The sequence below is a fragment of the Pseudomonas sp. MWU12-2345 genome, assembly GCF_023242385.1.
Lineage (GTDB): Bacteria > Pseudomonadota > Gammaproteobacteria > Pseudomonadales > Pseudomonadaceae > Aquipseudomonas > Aquipseudomonas gingeri_D.
Map to the genome: position 1 here is coordinate 108,861 of NZ_JALLJA010000009.1, position 17,330 is coordinate 126,190.

Annotated in this window: 13 protein-coding genes and 4 tRNA genes; 15 read left to right on the plus strand and 2 right to left on the minus strand. The window is 62.2% G+C overall.

What is annotated here, in order from left to right:
- The first annotated feature begins 196 nt into the window (after positions 1-196).
- The 8 genes from M5C71_RS18805 to M5C71_RS18840 all read left to right on the plus strand — a co-directional run bounded on the left by M5C71_RS18805 (position 197) and on the right by M5C71_RS18840 (position 3,541).
- Positions 197-272: transfer RNA gene (locus M5C71_RS18805), tRNA-Ala, on the plus strand.
- Between the two features lie 79 nt (positions 273-351).
- A tRNA-Glu gene (locus M5C71_RS18810) sits at positions 352-427 on the plus strand.
- A gap of 57 nt (positions 428-484) precedes the next feature.
- A tRNA-Ala gene (locus tag M5C71_RS18815) sits at positions 485-560 on the plus strand.
- A gap of 76 nt (positions 561-636) precedes the next feature.
- A tRNA-Glu gene (locus M5C71_RS18820) sits at positions 637-712 on the plus strand.
- A 191-nt stretch (positions 713-903) separates the two neighbouring features.
- Positions 904-1,443: a TetR/AcrR family transcriptional regulator gene (locus tag M5C71_RS18825; RefSeq protein ID WP_248744899.1), complete on the plus strand. Its 540-nt coding sequence runs from the start codon at positions 904-906 to the stop codon at positions 1,441-1,443.
- A gap of 50 nt (positions 1,444-1,493) precedes the next feature.
- Positions 1,494-1,928, plus strand: coding sequence for a thioesterase family protein (locus M5C71_RS18830; RefSeq protein WP_103497624.1), 435 nt, complete (start codon positions 1,494-1,496; stop codon positions 1,926-1,928).
- Between the two features lie 92 nt (positions 1,929-2,020).
- A complete protein-coding gene (locus M5C71_RS18835; protein WP_152737392.1) occupies positions 2,021-2,980 on the plus strand; it encodes a tRNA-dihydrouridine synthase in 960 nt (319 codons plus the stop codon).
- 111 nt (positions 2,981-3,091) lie between these two features.
- Positions 3,092-3,541 (plus strand): Hsp20 family protein, encoded by a 450-nt coding sequence (locus M5C71_RS18840; protein WP_103497622.1) that lies wholly within the window; start codon positions 3,092-3,094, stop codon positions 3,539-3,541.
- A gap of 55 nt (positions 3,542-3,596) precedes the next feature.
- Here M5C71_RS18840 and M5C71_RS18845 read toward each other — a convergent pair whose 3' ends face one another.
- The gene (locus M5C71_RS18845) at positions 3,597-6,872 is read right to left on the minus strand and encodes a PAS domain S-box protein (protein WP_248768471.1); all 3,276 of its coding nucleotides are present in this window, start codon (positions 6,870-6,872) and stop codon (positions 3,597-3,599) included.
- A gap of 69 nt (positions 6,873-6,941) precedes the next feature.
- Entirely contained in the window at positions 6,942-7,832 is an 891-nt protein-coding gene (locus tag M5C71_RS18850; protein ID WP_103497620.1) for a LysR family transcriptional regulator, read from the minus strand.
- A 152-nt stretch (positions 7,833-7,984) separates the two neighbouring features.
- Here M5C71_RS18850 and leuC point away from each other — a divergent pair, with 152 nt between their 5' ends.
- The 7 genes from leuC to M5C71_RS18885 all read left to right on the plus strand — a co-directional run bounded on the left by leuC (position 7,985) and on the right by M5C71_RS18885 (position 17,280).
- On the plus strand, positions 7,985-9,403 hold the full coding sequence (gene leuC, locus M5C71_RS18855; RefSeq protein ID WP_248768472.1) for a 3-isopropylmalate dehydratase large subunit: 1,419 nt from the start codon (positions 7,985-7,987) through the stop codon (positions 9,401-9,403).
- Between the two features lie 10 nt (positions 9,404-9,413).
- Positions 9,414-10,058, plus strand: coding sequence for a 3-isopropylmalate dehydratase small subunit (gene leuD / locus M5C71_RS18860; protein WP_103497618.1), 645 nt, complete (start codon positions 9,414-9,416; stop codon positions 10,056-10,058).
- Between the two features lie 157 nt (positions 10,059-10,215).
- On the plus strand, positions 10,216-10,980 hold the full coding sequence (locus M5C71_RS18865) for a class I SAM-dependent methyltransferase (RefSeq protein ID WP_248768473.1): 765 nt from the start codon (positions 10,216-10,218) through the stop codon (positions 10,978-10,980).
- Positions 10,981-11,037: 57 nt separating this feature from the next.
- Positions 11,038-12,120, plus strand: a complete 1,083-nt coding sequence (gene leuB, locus M5C71_RS18870; protein ID WP_103497616.1) for a 3-isopropylmalate dehydrogenase — start codon at positions 11,038-11,040, stop codon at positions 12,118-12,120.
- 68 nt (positions 12,121-12,188) lie between these two features.
- Complete coding sequence (gene asd / locus M5C71_RS18875; RefSeq protein ID WP_017129390.1) at positions 12,189-13,301, plus strand: aspartate-semialdehyde dehydrogenase; 1,113 nt, start codon at positions 12,189-12,191, stop codon at positions 13,299-13,301.
- A 144-nt stretch (positions 13,302-13,445) separates the two neighbouring features.
- On the plus strand, positions 13,446-14,444 hold the full coding sequence (locus M5C71_RS18880; protein ID WP_248768474.1) for an aspartate-semialdehyde dehydrogenase: 999 nt from the start codon (positions 13,446-13,448) through the stop codon (positions 14,442-14,444).
- Positions 14,445-14,652: 208 nt separating this feature from the next.
- Entirely contained in the window at positions 14,653-17,280 is a 2,628-nt protein-coding gene (locus tag M5C71_RS18885) for a FimV/HubP family polar landmark protein (protein WP_248768475.1), read from the plus strand.
- Positions 17,281-17,330: the final 50 nt, after the last annotated feature.

Sequence of the window (17,330 nt, forward strand, 5' to 3'; positions counted from 1 at the left end):
TGGCAAGCCAAGCTGTTACGGGTTCTGAGTGCCTACAGGGTTGTAGAGGATTCCACAGTAGGTGGTATTCCCCCCGGTTTTACCGGGGCAGGGCGGTAAGTGGTTGTTATGCCGACAAAAAATTTTCAAAAAGTTTGAAAATAAGTTTGACAGCTCCCCGATACGCCCTTAAGATTCGCCCCGTCCTCACCGATGAGGGGCTATAGCTCAGCTGGGAGAGCGCTTGCATGGCATGCAAGAGGTCGACGGTTCGATCCCGTCTAGCTCCACCAATTTACACTTCAAGGCCTGGCCACACCGGTCTTGAAGCGATCAGCACTCAGCGTTGATCAGTTGTATAGAAGGGTTTGCGTCCCCTTCGTCTAGTGGCCTAGGACACCGCCCTTTCACGGCGGTAACAGGGGTTCGAGTCCCCTAGGGGACGCCAGTTTTACAGAAGCGATGTTGCAGGTTGATGTCGTTCCGCCTCCGAGGCGAAAAATCCGGGGCTATAGCTCAGCTGGGAGAGCGCTTGCATGGCATGCAAGAGGTCGACGGTTCGATCCCGTCTAGCTCCACCAATTTACACTTCAAGGTCTGGCCACACCGGCCTTGAAGCGATCGGCACTCAGCGCCGATCATGTTAGAAGGGTTTGTGTCCCCTTCGTCTAGTGGCCTAGGACACCGCCCTTTCACGGCGGTAACAGGGGTTCGAGTCCCCTAGGGGACGCCACGATTGCCCGCTCTGCGGGATTTTATAAGGGTCATTCAATTATTGAATGGCCCTTTTGTTTGTCTGGCGTTTGGCCCTTTGCTCCCTTGATTCATTTTTTAATACCCATGGTGCGGACCAGCGGTCAAAATAAAGTCTTGCGGAAAAATATTATGCGAATAATATTTTCTGTGTGATGTCTGGAGGTGGCAATGAACGACAAGAAAGCTCAAACCCGCGAGCGCATCCTGCAGGCGGCCAGTAACGCCCTGATCCAGCGCGGTCCGGTGGAGCCGAGTGTCAGTGAAGTGATGGGCGCCGCCGGGTTGACCGTGGGTGGGTTCTACGCGCACTTCGAGAGCAAGGACGCGTTGATGCTGGAGGCGTTCAAGCAATTGCTCGCCCAGCGTCGGGCGAAGATGGGCGAGGTCGACAGCCAGTTGCCGGGCGAGGAGCGGCGTGCCCTGTTCGCGGCCTTCTATCTGTCGCGCAAGCACCGTGATGCGGTCCAGCAAGCCTGTCCGATCCCGTCGATCGTCGGTGAGATGTGCAATCTGCCGGAGTGTTTTCGCGAAGCCCTGAACGAGCATGTGGAACTGATGGTCGCGCAGTTGGCGTCCAGCCCCGAGGACACCGACAAGGCCCTGGCCGATATCGCCCTGATGGTCGGCGGCCTGGCCGTGGCCCGGGCGCTGGGGCCCGGCGAATTGTCCGACCGAATCCTGCGGGCGGCCAAAACGGCGGTGATCTGAGGGTTGTTCCGTTACACTGCCCGGGTCTTTGATTTGACCGGGAGCGGTACATGAGTTGGGATCTGGCGACACCCTTCATCCTCGATTTGCAGGTGGCCGACGAGGATATCGACGGTCTTGGGCACGCCAACAACGCGGTGTATGTCAGCTGGCTGGAACGCTGCGCCTGGCGTCACTCGCAGCGCCTGGGCCTGGACCTGAGCGAATATCGGCGCCTGGATCGGGCCATGGCCGTGGTCCGGCATGAAATCGACTACCTGGCCGCCGCCTACGAAGGCGACGAGTTGCAACTGGCGACCTGGATCGTCGACTGGGACCAGCGCCTGAAGATGACGCGGCGTTTCCAACTGGTCCGTCCCCGCGACAACCTGACCCTGTTGCGCGCGCAAACCACCTTTGTCTGCATCGAGCTGTCCAGCGGCAAGCCCAAGCGCATGCCGGCGGAATTTATCGAGGGCTACGGGCCGGCGCTGCAGTCGGTCTGATGGCGTACCGGTTTGTGCCGGAACCCCGTAAACTGCCGCACTTTTTCGCCGGTCGCTTTTTTTGATGACCGCTTTTTCCGATGAGAGTACCCATGCAAATTGCCCTGGCACCCATGGAGGGGTTGGTCGACAACATCCTGCGTGATGTGCTGACCCGCGTTGGCGGTATCGACTGGTGTGTCACCGAGTTTATCCGGATCAATGACTCGCTGTTGACGCCTGCCTACTACCACAAGTTCGCCCCCGAACTGCTGACCGACGCCCGCACGGCGGCGGGTGTGCCGTTGCGGGTGCAACTGCTGGGTTCCGATCCGGTGTGCCTGGCGGAAAACGCGGCCCTGGCCTGCGAGCTGGGGTCGCAGGTGATCGACCTGAATTTCGGTTGCCCGGCCAAGACCGTGAACAAGTCCCGGGGCGGGGCGGTGCTGCTCAAGGAGCCGGAGTTGCTCAACGCGATTGTCGAGCAGGTGCGGCGCGCGGTGCCGGCGCATATCCCGGTGACGGCGAAGATGCGCCTGGGTTTCGACAGCCCGGATGGAGCGTTGGTCTGCGGTACGGCCCTGGCTGAAGGTGGCGCATCGCAGATCGTGGTGCACGCCCGGACCAAGGTCGATGGCTACAAGCCGCCTGCCCATTGGGAATGGGTGGCGCGGGTGCAGGAAGTGGTCAAGGTGCCGGTGTTCGCCAATGGTGATATCTGGTCGGTGGACGACTGGCGGCGCTGCCGTGAGATCAGCGGTGCCGAGGACATCATGCTCGGTCGCGGCCTGGTCTCGCGTCCGGACCTGGCTCGGCAGATCGCCGCGGCGCGGGCCGGCGAAGAAGTCGTGGAGATGACCTGGGCCGAGCTGCTGCCGCTGTTGCGTGACTTCTGGGTGCAGGCAGAGGCGCAGCTGACGCCACGCCAGGCGCCGGGTCGTTTGAAGCAGTGGCTGGCGATGTTGACGCGCAATTATCCGGAGGCGGTGGAGCTGTTCACTCACCTGCGCCGTGAGACCGATTGCGCGGCGGTCGGGCGCCTGTTGAATGTGCCGTTGCCTGAAGCGGCCTGAAAATTTTCACGACAATCTCTTGAAATGCCTGGGCGAGTTCCTATCTAGGGAGTACGCGATGCCGAATTCGGGTCGCGGACTAAACCACTCGCTGAATTTCAGGAGATTGACATGACTACCGCATTTTCGCTGGCTCCGCTGTTCCGTTCTTCCATCGGTTTCGATCGTTTCAACGATCTGTTCGAGACCGCCCTGCGCAACGAACCGGGCAGCAGCTATCCACCCTACAACGTTGAAAAGCATGGTGATGACGAGTACCGCATCGTCGTGGCCGCCGCCGGTTTCCAGGAAGAAGACCTGGAACTGCAGGTCGAGAAAGGCGTACTGACCGTCAGTGGCGGCAAACGTGACGCCCTGGCTGAAAACGTCAGCTACCTGCATCAGGGCATCGCCCAGCGTGCGTTCAAACTGTCCTTCCGCCTGGCCGACCATATCGAGGTCAAGGCCGCCGGCCTGAGTAACGGTCTGTTGAATATCGACCTGCTGCGGGTCGTGCCGGAAGAGGCCAAGCCAAAGCGCATTGCCATTAATGCAGGGCAAAAGCCGGCACTGCAGCACTAAGCGCCAGTCCGCTGAAAAAGAACCCCGCCACGGCGGGGTTCTTTGTTTGGTGCACTCAGATCAGGAGCTTTTTGAACTCCTCCAAAGGCAGCGGCCGACTGTGCAGGTAACCCTGGTACAGATGGCAACCCAAGCCTTCCAGGAACACCAGTTGCTCCGGCAACTCCACCCCCTCGGCAATCACCGTCAGCCCCAGGCTGCGGGCCATGGCGACAATGGCACGGATGATTTCCGCGTCGTTGGGGTCGTGGGTCGCGTCACGCACGAACGACTGGTCGATCTTCAGGGCATCCACCGGCAGGCGCTTGAGGTAGGTCAGCGACGAATAACCGGTGCCGAAATCATCCATGGCAAAACTGACGCCGAGCTTGTTCAGGCGGCGCATCTTGCTGATGGTGTCCTCCAGGTTCTGGATCACGATGCCCTCGGTAATTTCCAGTTTCAGCATCGAGGACGGGATGTTGTAGCGGGTCAGCGTACGTTCCACCCGTTCGACGAAATCGGTCTGGCGGAACTGCCGCGGGCTGATATTCACGCACAGGCTGAAAGCGTGGCTGATCAGGCCTTCGCCCAGCAATAGGCCAAAGGCCTCGCAGGCGTGGTCAAGAATCCAGGTGCCGACTTCAAGGATCAGCCCGCTGTCTTCCAGGACCTTGATGAACTCGGTCGGTGATTGCGCGCCGAGTTCCGGGTGGTGCCAGCGCACCAGGGCTTCGGCGCCGATGATGCTGTTGTCGCGGGCGTCCACCTGGGGCTGGAAATGCACGCTGAATTCACCCCGGGAAAGCGCCTGGCGCAGGTCGTTTTCCATGCGCAGGCGCTCGCTGGCGGCTTTCTGCATGGTGCTGTGGAACAGCTGGGTGATGTTGCGACCGGAATCCTTGGCCCGGTACAGCGCGATATCGGCGCGCTTGAGCAGGTCGGCGGGGGTCGTGCCGTGATCGGGAATCAGCGCCACGCCGATGCTCGGGGTCACTTGCAGGCGCTGGCCGTCGAGGAACATCGGTTCGGCCAGCAGCTCGCGAATGGTGTCCGCCAGCTCGCGGACTTTGTGCGTGACCTCGCTGCGTGAGCCGTCCAATCCGCTGAGCAGCACCACGAATTCGTCGCCGCCGAGGCGCGCCACGGTGTCCTCGGTGCGCACGCTGGCTTCCAGGCGGGCGGTCACCACCTTGAGCACGGTGTCGCCCACCGGGTGGCCGAGGGAATCGTTGATGTGCTTGAAGTGGTCCAGGTCGAGGAACAGCAAGGCGCCGCGCAGGTTGTGGCGCTTGAGCAGGGCGATCTGCTGGCTCAGGCGGTCCATCAGCAGGGCGCGGTTGGGCAGGTTGGTCAGCGGGTCGTGATAGGCCAGGTGGCGGATCTGCGCCTGGGCGTTCTTCAATTGGCTGATATCCCGGGCCGTCAGCAGCAGGCACGCGGTTTCATTGAGGATGATGGGTTCGACCGACACCTCGACGGTGAGCACGTCGCCGCGCTTGTTGCGCCCGAGCATGTCGCGGTGTGGGACATGGCCCTTTTCCTTCAGCTCCGCCAGCAGGGCGCTACGCTGCTTGTGATCGGCCCAGACACCGATTTCATACACCGTTCTGCCGATGACTTCGCCGCTGGTGTAGCCGGTCAGCCGGCAGAAACCGTCGTTGACCTCCAGGTAGCGGCCGCTGTCGCGCTCGGTAATGGTGATGGCGTCGGGGCTGGAGTGGAAGGCCTTGGCGAATTTCTCCTCGCTGGCCTTGAGCGCTGCCTCGGCCCGCTGTTGCTGGGTGATGTCGCGCAAGGTGGTGACGATGCACAGCTGCCCCTCGACCACGATCTGCCGACTGGCGATCACGCAGGTCAGGGCGTGGCCGCGCTTGTGGTGAACGATCACCGCCACATTGTTCAGGGCCTGGTCGCGGATCACCTGCTGGATACGTTGCAGGCGCTTGGCCGAGTCGTCCCACAGGCCGATCTGCTCGGCGCTGCGATTGCGCACTTCATCGATGTTCCAGCCGAACACCTGGGTGAAGGCCGGGTTGATTTCAATGAACTGCCCGGTTTCGTGACGGGTGACGCAGATCGGGTCGGGGCTGGCCTGGAACAGGCTGGCGAATTTCTCTTCCGAGGCCACCAGGCGCTGTTCGCGCTCCACCTGTTCGGTGATATCCAGCAGGGTGCCGGCCATGCGCAATGGGTTGCCCTGCTCGTCGCGGTAGAGGCGGGCGCGGCTTTCCAGGTAGCGCGAGGTACCGTTTTCCAACTGTACCCGATAGGTCAGTTGATAGCTGCCTTCCGGACCTTCGCGCAGGCTGCGGTAGGCGTTGCGCATGTTTTCGCGTTCGCTGGCGGGGACACCGTCGAAAAAAGCGTCGAAGGACTCATGGAACGGCTGTGGCTCCAGGCCGTGCAACTGCGCGGCGCGCGCCGAGCCATAGAGCATGCCGCTGGGAATATGCCAGTCCCAGGTGCCCAGTTGCGCCGAGTCCAGGGCCAGATCGAGACGGTCCTGGCTGTCCTTGAGGGCCAGCTCGGCATTCTTGCGTTCGGTGGTGTCGAGAAAGGTGCTCAGCAGATAGGCCTGGCCTTCCAGTTCGACCCTTTGGGCGCTGAGGATACCATCATGAATTTTGCCGTTGCTGGCGCGAAACTGCACCTCCTGGCTGACTGACTCGCCGCGGATGTTGATCGATTTGACCAGGCGCTCGCGTTCTTCGGGATTGACCCAGAGCCCGATCTCCACGGTGGTCCGTCCGATCACCTGGAGCGCCGGCCAGCCGAACAGGCTTTCGAAGTACTGGTTGGCCTCGCTGATCAGGCCGTCTTCCTCGCGGGTCAGCAGCACCATGTTGGGGCATAGATGAAACAGGGTGGCGAAGCGCTTTTCCGAACTGCTGAGGGCATGTTCGCGCTGGCGCTGGTGGGTGATTTCGCGGATGACGCCGATCATTCGCGGCTTGCCGTTCTTGTCCGGCAACAGGCTGCCATTGATTTCCAGCCAGTGCAGGCTGCCGTCGGGCCAGAGGATGCGGTGATGCATGGCCTGTCCGACGGGCTCGCCTTCCAGTACCGCGTGGAAGGCCCGCAGGGTGCGCGCGCGGTCCTCGACCGGCAGCAGGTCGAGGTAGTCCATGTCCTTGGGCAATGGCTGGTGCGGATCGAAGCCGAACAGCGCCTGGGTGCCACGGGACCAACTGACCTGGCCGCTTTCAATATCCCAGCACCAGGCTCCGAGGCGCGCGCCATTGAGGGCCGCCAGCAGCTGTGTGGCGCTTTCCCAGCTCTGTTCCGACACCTGGGGGTCGAGTGCATGAATGCGTGGCAGGGGTGGAATACGGCTGGCGTACTTGGGCATTTACAGCTGTCCTTGGTATGAAAGGAACGTTGTGCCGCAAAAAGCTGTTTGGAATAAAGCAGGCTTGCCTTATGCGGTCAATCCTGGCTTGTCACCCTGCGCATCCAATAAAGCCATGAACGCCCGGGCGGCATTCGACAGAGTCCGTTCCGTGTGCAGGATATAGCCTAGCTGGCGAGTCAGTTGTATGCCCGGTAAAGGAATGCGTGCCACCTGGTCATCGAGCATGGTTCGCGGCAGGACGCTCCAGGCCAGGCCGATGGAGACCATCATCTTGATGGTTTCCAGATAATTGGTACTCATGGCGATGTTCGGCGTCAGGCCCTGGGCTTCGAACAGGCGCTGGACGATATGGTGGGTAAAGGTATTGCCCCCCGGGAAGACTGCCGGGTGATGGGCGATGTCCTTGAGACTGACCGGGCCGTGGCTGACCAGCGGATGCTCGAGGGCGACGACGAAATCCAGCGGGTCGTCCCACACCGGCACGGCGCGTACCAGGCTGTGGGGTTCCGGGGCCAGGGTGATGACTGCCAGTTCGGCGCGGCCGTGAAGAATTTCCTCGTAGGCGATTTCCGAATCGAGGAACTGAATATCCAGTGCCACCTGTGGGTAGCGTCGGGTAAAGGCCCGCAGCAGGGGCGGCAGACGGTGCAGGCCGATATGATGGCTGGTGGCCAGAGTCAGCCGGCCGCTGACTTCGCCGGTCAGGTTGGTCAGTGCCCGGCGGGTATCGTCCAGTACATTGAGAATCTGGTAGGCGCGCGGCAGCAGGGCCCGGCCGGCCTCGGTCAGGCCGACTTCGCGGCCGAGGCGGTCGAACAGGCGGACATTGAGTTGCTGTTCGAGGCCGGCGATGCGCTTGCTGATGGCCGGCTGTGTCAGGTGCAGGCGCTCGCCCGCGCCGGAAAAGCTGCCGGTCTCGGCGATGGCGATAAAGGCGTTGAGGTTGGCCAGGTCCATTCTAGTATTCCACTTGGTTATCCAAAGCATAAAAAATATGAATTTGAGTTATTCACTCTAACCCCATAGCATCGACCTCACAAGCCAAGGGGTTATTGAGAACAGCCATCAATAAACCGGGGCATAGAAACAAGCTGATGAGGAAACGTCTGATGGCCGGCAAAACGCTTTACGACAAGCTCTGGGATTCTCACGAAGTGAAACGGCGCGACGATGGGTCGTCGCTGATCTATATCGACCGTCACATCATTCATGAAGTGACTTCGCCCCAGGCTTTCGAAGGCCTGCGCCTGGCCGGGCGCAAGCCCTGGCGTGTCGACTCGATCATCGCCACCCCGGACCACAACGTGCCGACCACTTCGGAACGCAAGGGCGGGATCGAGGCGATTGTCGACCAGGTATCGCGTTTGCAGGTGCAGACCCTCGACGATTACTGCGATGAATATGGCATCACCGAATTCAAGATGAATGACGTGCGTCAAGGCATCGTCCACGTGATCGGCCCGGAGCAGGGTGCAACCTTGCCGGGTATGACCGTGGTCTGCGGCGACTCCCATACGTCGACCCACGGCGCTTTTGGGGCCTTGGCCCACGGTATCGGCACTTCCGAGGTCGAGCATGTGTTCGCCACCCAGTGCCTGGTGGCCAAGAAGATGAAAAATATGCTGGTGCGGGTCGAAGGCACCTTGCCGTTTGGCGTGACAGCCAAGGACATCGTCCTTGCCGTGATCGGCAAGATCGGCACCGCCGGCGGTAACGGCCATGCCATCGAGTTCGCCGGCAGTGCGATTCGCGACCTGTCCGTCGAAGGCCGCATGACCATCTGCAACATGTCCATCGAAGCCGGTGCCCGCGTGGGCCTGGTGGCCGCCGATGAAAAGACCGTGGCCTACGTCAAGGGCCGTCCTTTCGCCCCGAAAGGCGCGGAGTGGGATTTGGCCGTCGAAGCCTGGAAAGAGCTGGTCTCCGATGCCGATGCGGTGTTCGACACCGTGGTCGAACTGGATGCCGCGCAGATCAAGCCACAGGTCAGCTGGGGCACTTCGCCGGAAATGGTCCTGGCGGTTGACCAGAACGTGCCGGACCCGGCTCGCGAGCCCGATCTGGTCAAGCGTGGTTCCATTGAGCGCGCCTTGAAGTACATGGGTTTGACCGCCAACCAGGCGATCACCGATATCCAGCTGGACCGCGTCTTCATCGGTTCCTGCACCAACTCGCGGATCGAAGACCTGCGTGCCGCTGCCGTGATCGCCAAGGGCCGCAAGGTCGCCTCGACCATCAAGCAGGCGATTGTCGTACCGGGTTCGGGTCTGGTGAAAGCCCAGGCGGAAGCCGAAGGCCTGGACAAGATCTTTCTCGAAGCCGGTTTCGAATGGCGCGAGCCGGGTTGCTCGATGTGCCTGGCGATGAACCCGGACCGCCTGGAAAGCGGCGAGCACTGCGCCTCGACGTCCAACCGTAACTTCGAAGGGCGCCAGGGTGCCGGTGGTCGTACCCACCTGGTGAGCCCGGCCATGGCCGCCGCCGCCGCCGTGAGCGGTCGTTTTGTCGACGTTCGTGAATTGATCTGAGGAGCGCAGCATGAAAGCCTTTACCCAGCACACCGGTCTTGTCGCGCCTCTGGATCGTGCCAACGTCGACACTGACCAGATCATTCCCAAGCAGTTCCTGAAGTCGATCAAGCGCACCGGTTTCGGTCCCAACCTGTTCGACGAATGGCGCTACCTGGACGTGGGTTATGCCTACCAGGACAATTCCAAGCGGCCGTTGAACAAGGAATTCGTGTTGAACGCCGAGCGTTACCAGGGCGCCAGTGTGTTGCTGGCCCGGGAGAACTTCGGTTGCGGTTCCAGCCGTGAGCATGCGCCGTGGGCTCTGGAGGAGTACGGCTTCCGCAGCATCATTGCGCCGAGCTATGCCGATATCTTCTTCAACAACAGCTTCAAGAACGGCCTGTTGCCGATCATCCTCGACGACAGCGAAGTCGACGAGCTGTTCCAGCAGGTCGAGGCGACGCCGGGTTATCAGTTGACGGTCGATCTGCAGGCGCAGACCGTGACCCGTCCGGACGGCAAGGTCTATCACTTCGAAGTCGATGCGTTCCGCAAGCATTGCCTGCTCAACGGCCTGGACGATATCGGCCTGACTTTGCAGGACGGCGAGGCGATTGCCGCGTTTGAAGCCAAGCACCGGGCCAGTCAGCCGTGGTTGTTTCGCGACGCTTGATTTGAGGTAGGCAGGGCCGGCCTCTTCGCGGGCAAGCCCTGCTCCTACAAAGTTATGTCGTACGCGGCTTTTGTGTACGACGCAAAACTGTAGGAGCAGGGCTTGCCCGCGAAAGGCCGGATCGGCAACACGGAACTCTCGGCAAAAGGAAAATCCCATGACCGGCAACGCCCACACCGCAGTCGTTCAAAAGCAATTCGGCGAACAGGCCAGCGCCTACCTGAGCAGCGCCGTGCACGCCCAGGGCGCCGAATTCGCCCTGCTCCAGGCCGAGCTGGCCGGACGCTCCGACGCCCGGCTCCTGGACCTGGGCTGCGGTGCCGGCCACGTGAGCTTCCATGTCGCCCCGCTGGTCAAGAAAGTGGCCGCCTATGACCTCTCGCAGCAGATGCTCGACGTGGTCGCAGCGGCGGCCGCCGAGCGCGGCCTGAACAATATCGCCACGGTATGCGGCGCGGCCGAAAGCCTGCCGTTCGCCGATGGCGAGTTCGACTTTGTCTTCAGCCGCTACTCGGCACACCACTGGAGCGATCTGGGGCAGGCCTTGCGGGAAGTGCGGCGGGTGCTCAAGCCCGGTGGCGTGGCCGCGTTCATCGACGTCATGTCCCCCGGCAGCCCGTTGTTCGACACCTACCTGCAAAGCGTCGAGGTTTTGCGCGACACCAGCCATGTCCGCGATTATTCGGCGGGCGAGTGGCTGCGTCAGGTCAACGAGGCCGGGCTGCACGTACGCAGTACCCAGCGTCAGCGCCTGCGCCTGGAGTTCGGCTCCTGGGTCGAACGCATGCGCACCCCACAACCGTTGCGGACCGCCATTCGCGATTTGCAGCAGGCAATGGGCGCGGAAGTGCGAGAATATTTCGAGATTGAGGCCGATGGTTCATTCAGCACCGATGTGCTGGTGCTGTGGGCCGAGCGATAGACTTTTTCCAGCCGCGCCCGTGACCATGGGCGCGGCGACAGATGACATGAGGAAAGCATGAGCAAGCAGATTCTGATTCTCCCAGGCGACGGTATCGGTCCGGAAATCATGGCCGAAGCGGTCAAGGTGCTGGAATTGGCCAGCGAGAAGTACAGCCTCGGTTTCGAGCTGAGCCACGACGTGATCGGCGGTGCCGCCATCGACAAGCACGGCGTGCCCCTGGCCGACGAGACCCTGGAGCGTGCCCGCGCCGCCGATGCCGTGCTGCTGGGCGCCGTTGGTGGGCCGAAGTGGGACAAGATCGAACGGGATATCCGCCCTGAACGCGGCCTGCTGAAGATCCGCGCGCAACTGGGCCTGTTCGGCAACCTGCGTCCGGCGATTCTCTATCCGCAACTGGCCGATGCTTCCAGCCTGAAGCCGGAAATCGTCGCCGGCCTGGATATCCTCATTGTTCGCGAACTGACCGGCGGTATCTACTTCGGCGCGCCACGGGGTACCCGCACCCTGGAAAACGGCGAGCGCCAGTCCTACGATACCCTGCCGTACAGCGAAAGCGAGATCCGCCGCATTGCCCGGGTCGGTTTCGACATGGCGCGGGTGCGCGGCAAGAAGCTCTGCTCGGTGGACAAGGCCAACGTCCTGGCGTCCAGCCAGCTGTGGCGTGAAGTAGTCGAGCAAGTTGCCCAGGATTACCCGGACATCGAGCTGAGCCACATGTACGTCGATAACGCCGCCATGCAATTGGTGCGGGCGCCGAAACAGTTCGACGTGATCGTCACCGACAATATGTTCGGCGATATCCTGTCCGACCAGGCTTCGATGCTCACCGGCTCCATCGGCATGCTGCCGTCGGCGTCCCTGGATGCCCATAACAAAGGTATGTACGAGCCGTGCCACGGCTCTGCGCCGGACATTGCCGGGCAGGGCATCGCCAACCCGCTGGCGACCATCCTGTCGGTGTCGATGATGCTGCGTTACAGCTTCAACCTGCACGAAGCGGCGCAGGCGATCGAGACCGCGGTCAGCCGTGTGCTGGACCAGGGCCTGCGCACCGGTGACATCTGGTCGGCCGGTTGCACTAAAGTCGGTACGCAGGAAATGGGCGACGCAGTAGTCGCCGCGCTGCGGAATCTGTAATCTCTCGGGCCCACCGCCTCTTCCATCCCTGGAGGCGGTGACCCACTTTTGTAAAAGGTGTAGTTGCGATGAAACGTGTAGGTCTGATCGGTTGGCGCGGTATGGTCGGTTCCGTGCTCATGCAGCGGATGCTGGAAGAGCAGGATTTCGACCTGATTGAGCCGGTGTTTTTCACCACTTCCAATGTCGGTGGCCAAGGTCCGTCCGTGGGCAAGGACATTGCTCCGCTGAAGGATGCCTACAGCATTGAAGAGCTCAAGACCCTCGACGTGATCCTGACCTGCCAGGGCGGCGACTACACCAGCGAGGTTTTCCCCAAGCTGCGCGAAGCCGGCTGGCAGGGTTACTGGATCGATGCGGCTTCCAGCCTGCGCATGCAGGATGACGCAGTGATCATCCTCGACCCGGTCAACCGCAAGGTCATCGACCAGCAGTTGGACGCTGGTACCAAGAACTACATCGGCGGCAACTGCACCGTCAGCCTGATGCTGATGGGCCTGGGTGGCCTGTTCGAGGCCGGCCTGGTGGAATGGATGAGCGCCATGACCTACCAGGCAGCCTCGGGTGCCGGCGCGCAGAACATGCGTGAGCTGATCAAGCAGATGGGCGCGACCCACGCCGCTGTCGCCGATCAACTGGCCGACCCGGCCAGCGCCATCCTCGACATCGACCGTCGTGTCGCCGAAGCCATGCGCAGCGATGCCTACCCGACCGAAAACTTCGGTGTGCCCCTGGCCGGCAGCCTGATCCCGTGGATCGACAAGGAACTGCCGAACGGCCAGAGCCGTGAAGAATGGAAGGCCCAGGCCGAGACCAACAAGATCCTCGGTCGCTTCAAGAGCCCGATCCCGGTGGACGGTATCTGCGTGCGCATCGGCGCCATGCGTTGCCACAGCCAGGCGCTGACCATCAAGCTGAACAAGGACGTGCCGATCGCCGATATCGAAGGGCTGATCAGCCAGCACAACCCCTGGGTCAAGCTGGTGCCGAACCAGCGTGAAATCAGCATGCAGGAACTGAGTCCGACCAAGGTCACCGGCACGCTGAATATCCCGGTGGGGCGTCTGCGCAAGCTGAACATGGGTTCGCAGTTCCTCGGTGCCTTCACCGTGGGCGACCAGTTGCTCTGGGGCGCGGCCGAACCGCTGCGGCGCATGCTGCGTATCCTGCTGGAACGTTGATCCGCTGAAACGTTGAAAAACCCGCGTCTCGTCAGATTCGCGGGTTTTTTTATACCCTGCATCTCTGCAAGGCCCACGTGCAATTGCCTGACCGCCTGGTCACGGGTAAAGTGCCGCTCCCCCCGTTTCACCTGAGGTCATCCCATGAGCCAGTCCTTTGATATTGCCGTGATCGGCGCCACCGGCACCGTCGGCGAGACCCTGGTGCAGATCCTCGAAGAGCGCGATTTCCCGGTGGCCAACCTGCACCTGCTGGCCAGCAGCGAGTCGGCGGGGCACTCGGTGCCGTTCCGCGGCAAGAACGTACGGGTGCGCGAAGTCGACGAATTCGACTTCGGTAAAGTCCAGCTGGTGTTTTTTGCCGCCGGCCCCGCGGTGACCGTCAGCTTTGCCCCGCGTGCGACAGCCGCGGGTTGTACGGTGATCGACCTGTCCGGCGCCTTGTCCGCGCCCCAGGTCGTGCCGGAGGCCAATCCCGAGGTGCTGGCGACCCTGGGCAAGCCGGTGCAGGTCGGCAGCCCGAGCGCGGCCGCCACGGCGTTGGCGGTGGTGCTGGCGCCGCTCAAGGGCCTGGATATCCAGCGGGTCACGCTGACCGCCTGCCTGGCGGTATCGAGCCAGGGCCGCGAGGCGGTGACCGAACTGGCCCGACAAACGGCGGAGTTGTTGAATGTCCGTCCGCTGGAACCGCGCTTTTTCGATCGGCAGATGGCGTTCAACCTGCTGGCCCAGGTCGGCAAGCCGGATGCCCAGGGGCATGTCTCCCTGGAAAAACGCCTGGTCAGCGAACTTCGCGAACTGCTCGCCGCACCTTTGTTAAAAATTTCAGTGACTTGCATTCAAGCCCCGGTGTTTTTCGGCGATAGCTATAGTGTCTCTCTGCAAACCGCCGGCGAGGTTGATCTGGCCGCGGTGAACGCTACGCTGGAAGCTGCGGCGGGCATTGAGCTGGTGGAAGCCGGCGACTACCCGACGGCGGTGGGTGACGCGGTGGGCCAGGATGTGGTTTATGTCGGGCGGGTACGTCGCGGTGTGGACGAGCCGTGTGAGCTGAATCTGTGGCTGACAGCCGATAATGTACGCAAAGGCGCGGCATTGAACGCTGTGCAACTGGCAGAGCTGTTGATAAAAGACCTGCTGTAAAAGATACTTGGCGGCAATTTGCAGAATGACTCTAGCCTGACGCTATGCTCAGGCTGGTTGCTGGAGGTGAACCTGTCCTCGGGCATTTGCAAGGGCGTCGGCTGAAACCGCGCGCTGCGGCGATGTTTTCAAGGGCGCGCACGCTGCCGCAAGGCGGGCGACACCACCTTCTCGCTAGCCGAGGAATGCACAAACAAAGGAAGAGGCTATGGTTCAAGTTCGCAAACTGGTGTTAGCAATAGCGGCCGCTTCGGCGCTGTCTTCCGGTATGGCACACGCGCTTGGGCTGGGGGAAGTGACCCTCAAGTCAACTCTGAACCAGCCATTGCTGGCAGAAATCGAATTGCAGGATGTCAGTGGTCTCAGCGCCTCGGATATCGTGCCGAGTCTGGCCTCGCCCCAGGCCTTCGCCGATGCCGGGGTCAGTCGCCAGGATTTCCTCAACGACCTGACGTTCACGCCGGTGATCAACCCCAACGGCCGCAGCGTGGTGCGGGTCACCTCGAACAAACCGTTGTCCGAAGCCTATGTGCGCTTCCTGGTGCAGGTGCAGTGGCCCAATGGCCGCTTGATGCGCGACTACAGCGTGTTGCTCGATCCGTCGAAATACACCCCGACCGCTGACGCCGCCAAACCAGCTGCTGCTACTCCGACGGCAGCCGCCGCGCCTGTGGCGCCGGTTACCGCGCCGACCAAGGCCAAGCAATACACCACCGGCCCCAAGGACACCTTGTGGGATATCGCCCTGAAGGAGAGCAATGGCGCTTCCGTGCAGCAGACCATGCTGGCGATCCAGGCGTTGAATCCGGGGGCCTTCCTCGACGGCAATATCAATCGCCTGAAGACCGGCCAGGTGCTGCGTCTGCCTGATCGCGTGGAAAGCCGTGCCTTGGCACAACCCAAGGCTATCGCTGAAGTGGCGGCACAGAATGCCGCCTGGCGTGCGGGACGGCGCTCGCCCCATGCCGGCAAGCAACAGATCGATGCCACCCGGCACAAAGGGGCCGAGGGCGCGCCGACCAAGGCTGCTGCCAAGGACAACCTGAGCCTGATCTCCGCCGAGTCCGGCAAGAAGCACGGCAAAGGTGCCGCCAGCGATAGCAAGGCCCTGAACAACAAACTGGCGGTGACCCAGGAAAGCCTGGACACCACCCGTCGCGACAATGCCGAGCTGAAGAGCCGGATGGAAGACCTGCAAAGCCAGCTGGACAAGTTGCAGCGCCTGATTCAGTTGAAGAACGATCAGTTGGCCAAGTTGCAGGCCGATGGTGCGACAACCACGCCTGCGGCACCCACTGCCGGGCAACCGGCCAACGCCATGTCCGCCCAGTTGGCGGCCAAGCCGGAAGTGGCCCCCGCGCCGATCGCTCCGGCGGCGGAAGTGGCCAAGCCTGCAGCGGTTGTACCGCCGATCCAGCCTGACGCCGCCGTGCCCCAGGAGCGCAAGCTCGATGACCTGCTGGCCAGTCCGATCCTGATGGGACTGCTGGCCGGTTCCGTGGTGCTGGTGTTCCTCTTGCTCCTGCTGTTCCTGGCGCGTCGTCGCAAGGCCAAGCAGGAAGCGGAAAAACACCTGCGCATGGCTCGGGCGCTGAACGAGGAAGGTGGTTTTTCCGAAGAGCTGGATATGCCTGAAAGCAGTTTCGAGGGTCTGGAGGTCCCTCCGCCGAGCGTAAAGCTGGCACCCGCTCCGGCCCCGGTCCCGGCCGCTGAGCGTCCTACCGATGTACTGGACCAGGCTAACCTGCATATCCAGCGCGGTCACCTGAACCAGGCGGCCGGCTTGCTTGAAGAAGCGGTGAAATACGAACCACAGCGTACCGATGTGCGCCTGAAACTGATGGAGGTCTACGGCCAGCAGGGCGATCGTGATGCGTTTATCGCCCAGGAACGGCAGTTGCCTGCCGGTCAGCACCAGGCCGAAGTCGAGCAGCTCAAGAGCCGTTTTCCGTCGATGATCGCGGTTGCCGCGGTGGCCGGGCTCGGAGCGGCCGCGGTGGCGGCTGAACTGAGCGAGGATTACGTCAAGGAATTGCTGGCCGATGAGCCGCCGGCGCCAGTGCCCGCTCCAGCTCCTGTTGCGGCGCCGGCACCGGTGGCGGCAGCGGACGATCTCTTCGATAGCGATTTTGACCTGAGCCTGGATGATCTCGAAGCCGCCTCGCCAACGGTGGTTGCACCGGCCAAGGCGGATCTGGATGACCTGCAACTGGATGACGACCTGAGTTTCGAGTCGATTCTGGGGCAGCAGGCAGGCGCCACGCCGGCGCTGGACGACGATTTGAGTTTCGAGTCGCTAATGGAACAGCATGCCCCGGCCAAGCCGGCCCTAGACGACCTGGCGGATTTCGATCTGGACCTGGGTGGGGAAGCGCCGCTGTCGACTTCGGCGGACGAGGACTTCCTGCTGAGCCTGACCGAGGACCTGAAGGATTCCGACGCCGAAGTCCCGACCCTGGGCGCCGGCGGTCTGGATGATCTGGATCTGCCGGCGGATTTCGATCTGTCGCTGGCGGACGAACTGGAGGCGCACGCCGGCCCGAATGCGTTCACCGACGAGCTGGATGACGTCAACGCCGAGCTGGATCGTCTGTCCCAGAGCCTGGAGCAGCCGCCGCTGGCTACACCGAGCCTGGCGGCCGACGAATTGCCCGAGGACGAGTCGTTCGACTTCCTCTCCGGCACCGACGAGGCGGCCACCAAGCTCGACCTGGCCCAGGCCTATATGGACATGGACGATAGCGATGGGGCGCGGGATATCCTCGCCGAGGTGCTGAACGAAGGCAGCGAGGCGCAGAAAGCCGAAGCCCGGGAGATGCTCAAGCGTCTGGCTTGATCGGTGCTTCAACAAAAACGGCAGCCTTCGGGCTGTCGTTTTTATTTGTA

Coding starts and splice junctions, on each gene's coding strand:
- M5C71_RS18845 (WP_248768471.1), bottom strand. CDS start 6,872: ATGCCCAAGTACGCCAGCCGTATTCCACCCCTGCCACGCATTCATGCA.
- M5C71_RS18865 (WP_248768473.1), top strand. CDS start 10,216: ATGACCGGCAACGCCCACACCGCAGTCGTTCAAAAGCAATTCGGCGAA.
- asd (WP_017129390.1), top strand. CDS start 12,189: ATGAAACGTGTAGGTCTGATCGGTTGGCGCGGTATGGTCGGTTCCGTG.
- M5C71_RS18850 (WP_103497620.1), bottom strand. CDS start 7,832: ATGGACCTGGCCAACCTCAACGCCTTTATCGCCATCGCCGAGACCGGC.
- M5C71_RS18825 (WP_248744899.1), top strand. CDS start 904: ATGAACGACAAGAAAGCTCAAACCCGCGAGCGCATCCTGCAGGCGGCC.
- M5C71_RS18880 (WP_248768474.1), top strand. CDS start 13,446: ATGAGCCAGTCCTTTGATATTGCCGTGATCGGCGCCACCGGCACCGTC.
- leuD (WP_103497618.1), top strand. CDS start 9,414: ATGAAAGCCTTTACCCAGCACACCGGTCTTGTCGCGCCTCTGGATCGT.
- M5C71_RS18840 (WP_103497622.1), top strand. CDS start 3,092: ATGACTACCGCATTTTCGCTGGCTCCGCTGTTCCGTTCTTCCATCGGT.
- M5C71_RS18830 (WP_103497624.1), top strand. CDS start 1,494: ATGAGTTGGGATCTGGCGACACCCTTCATCCTCGATTTGCAGGTGGCC.
- M5C71_RS18885 (WP_248768475.1), top strand. CDS start 14,653: ATGGTTCAAGTTCGCAAACTGGTGTTAGCAATAGCGGCCGCTTCGGCG.
- M5C71_RS18835 (WP_152737392.1), top strand. CDS start 2,021: ATGCAAATTGCCCTGGCACCCATGGAGGGGTTGGTCGACAACATCCTG.
- leuC (WP_248768472.1), top strand. CDS start 7,985: ATGGCCGGCAAAACGCTTTACGACAAGCTCTGGGATTCTCACGAAGTG.
- leuB (WP_103497616.1), top strand. CDS start 11,038: ATGAGCAAGCAGATTCTGATTCTCCCAGGCGACGGTATCGGTCCGGAA.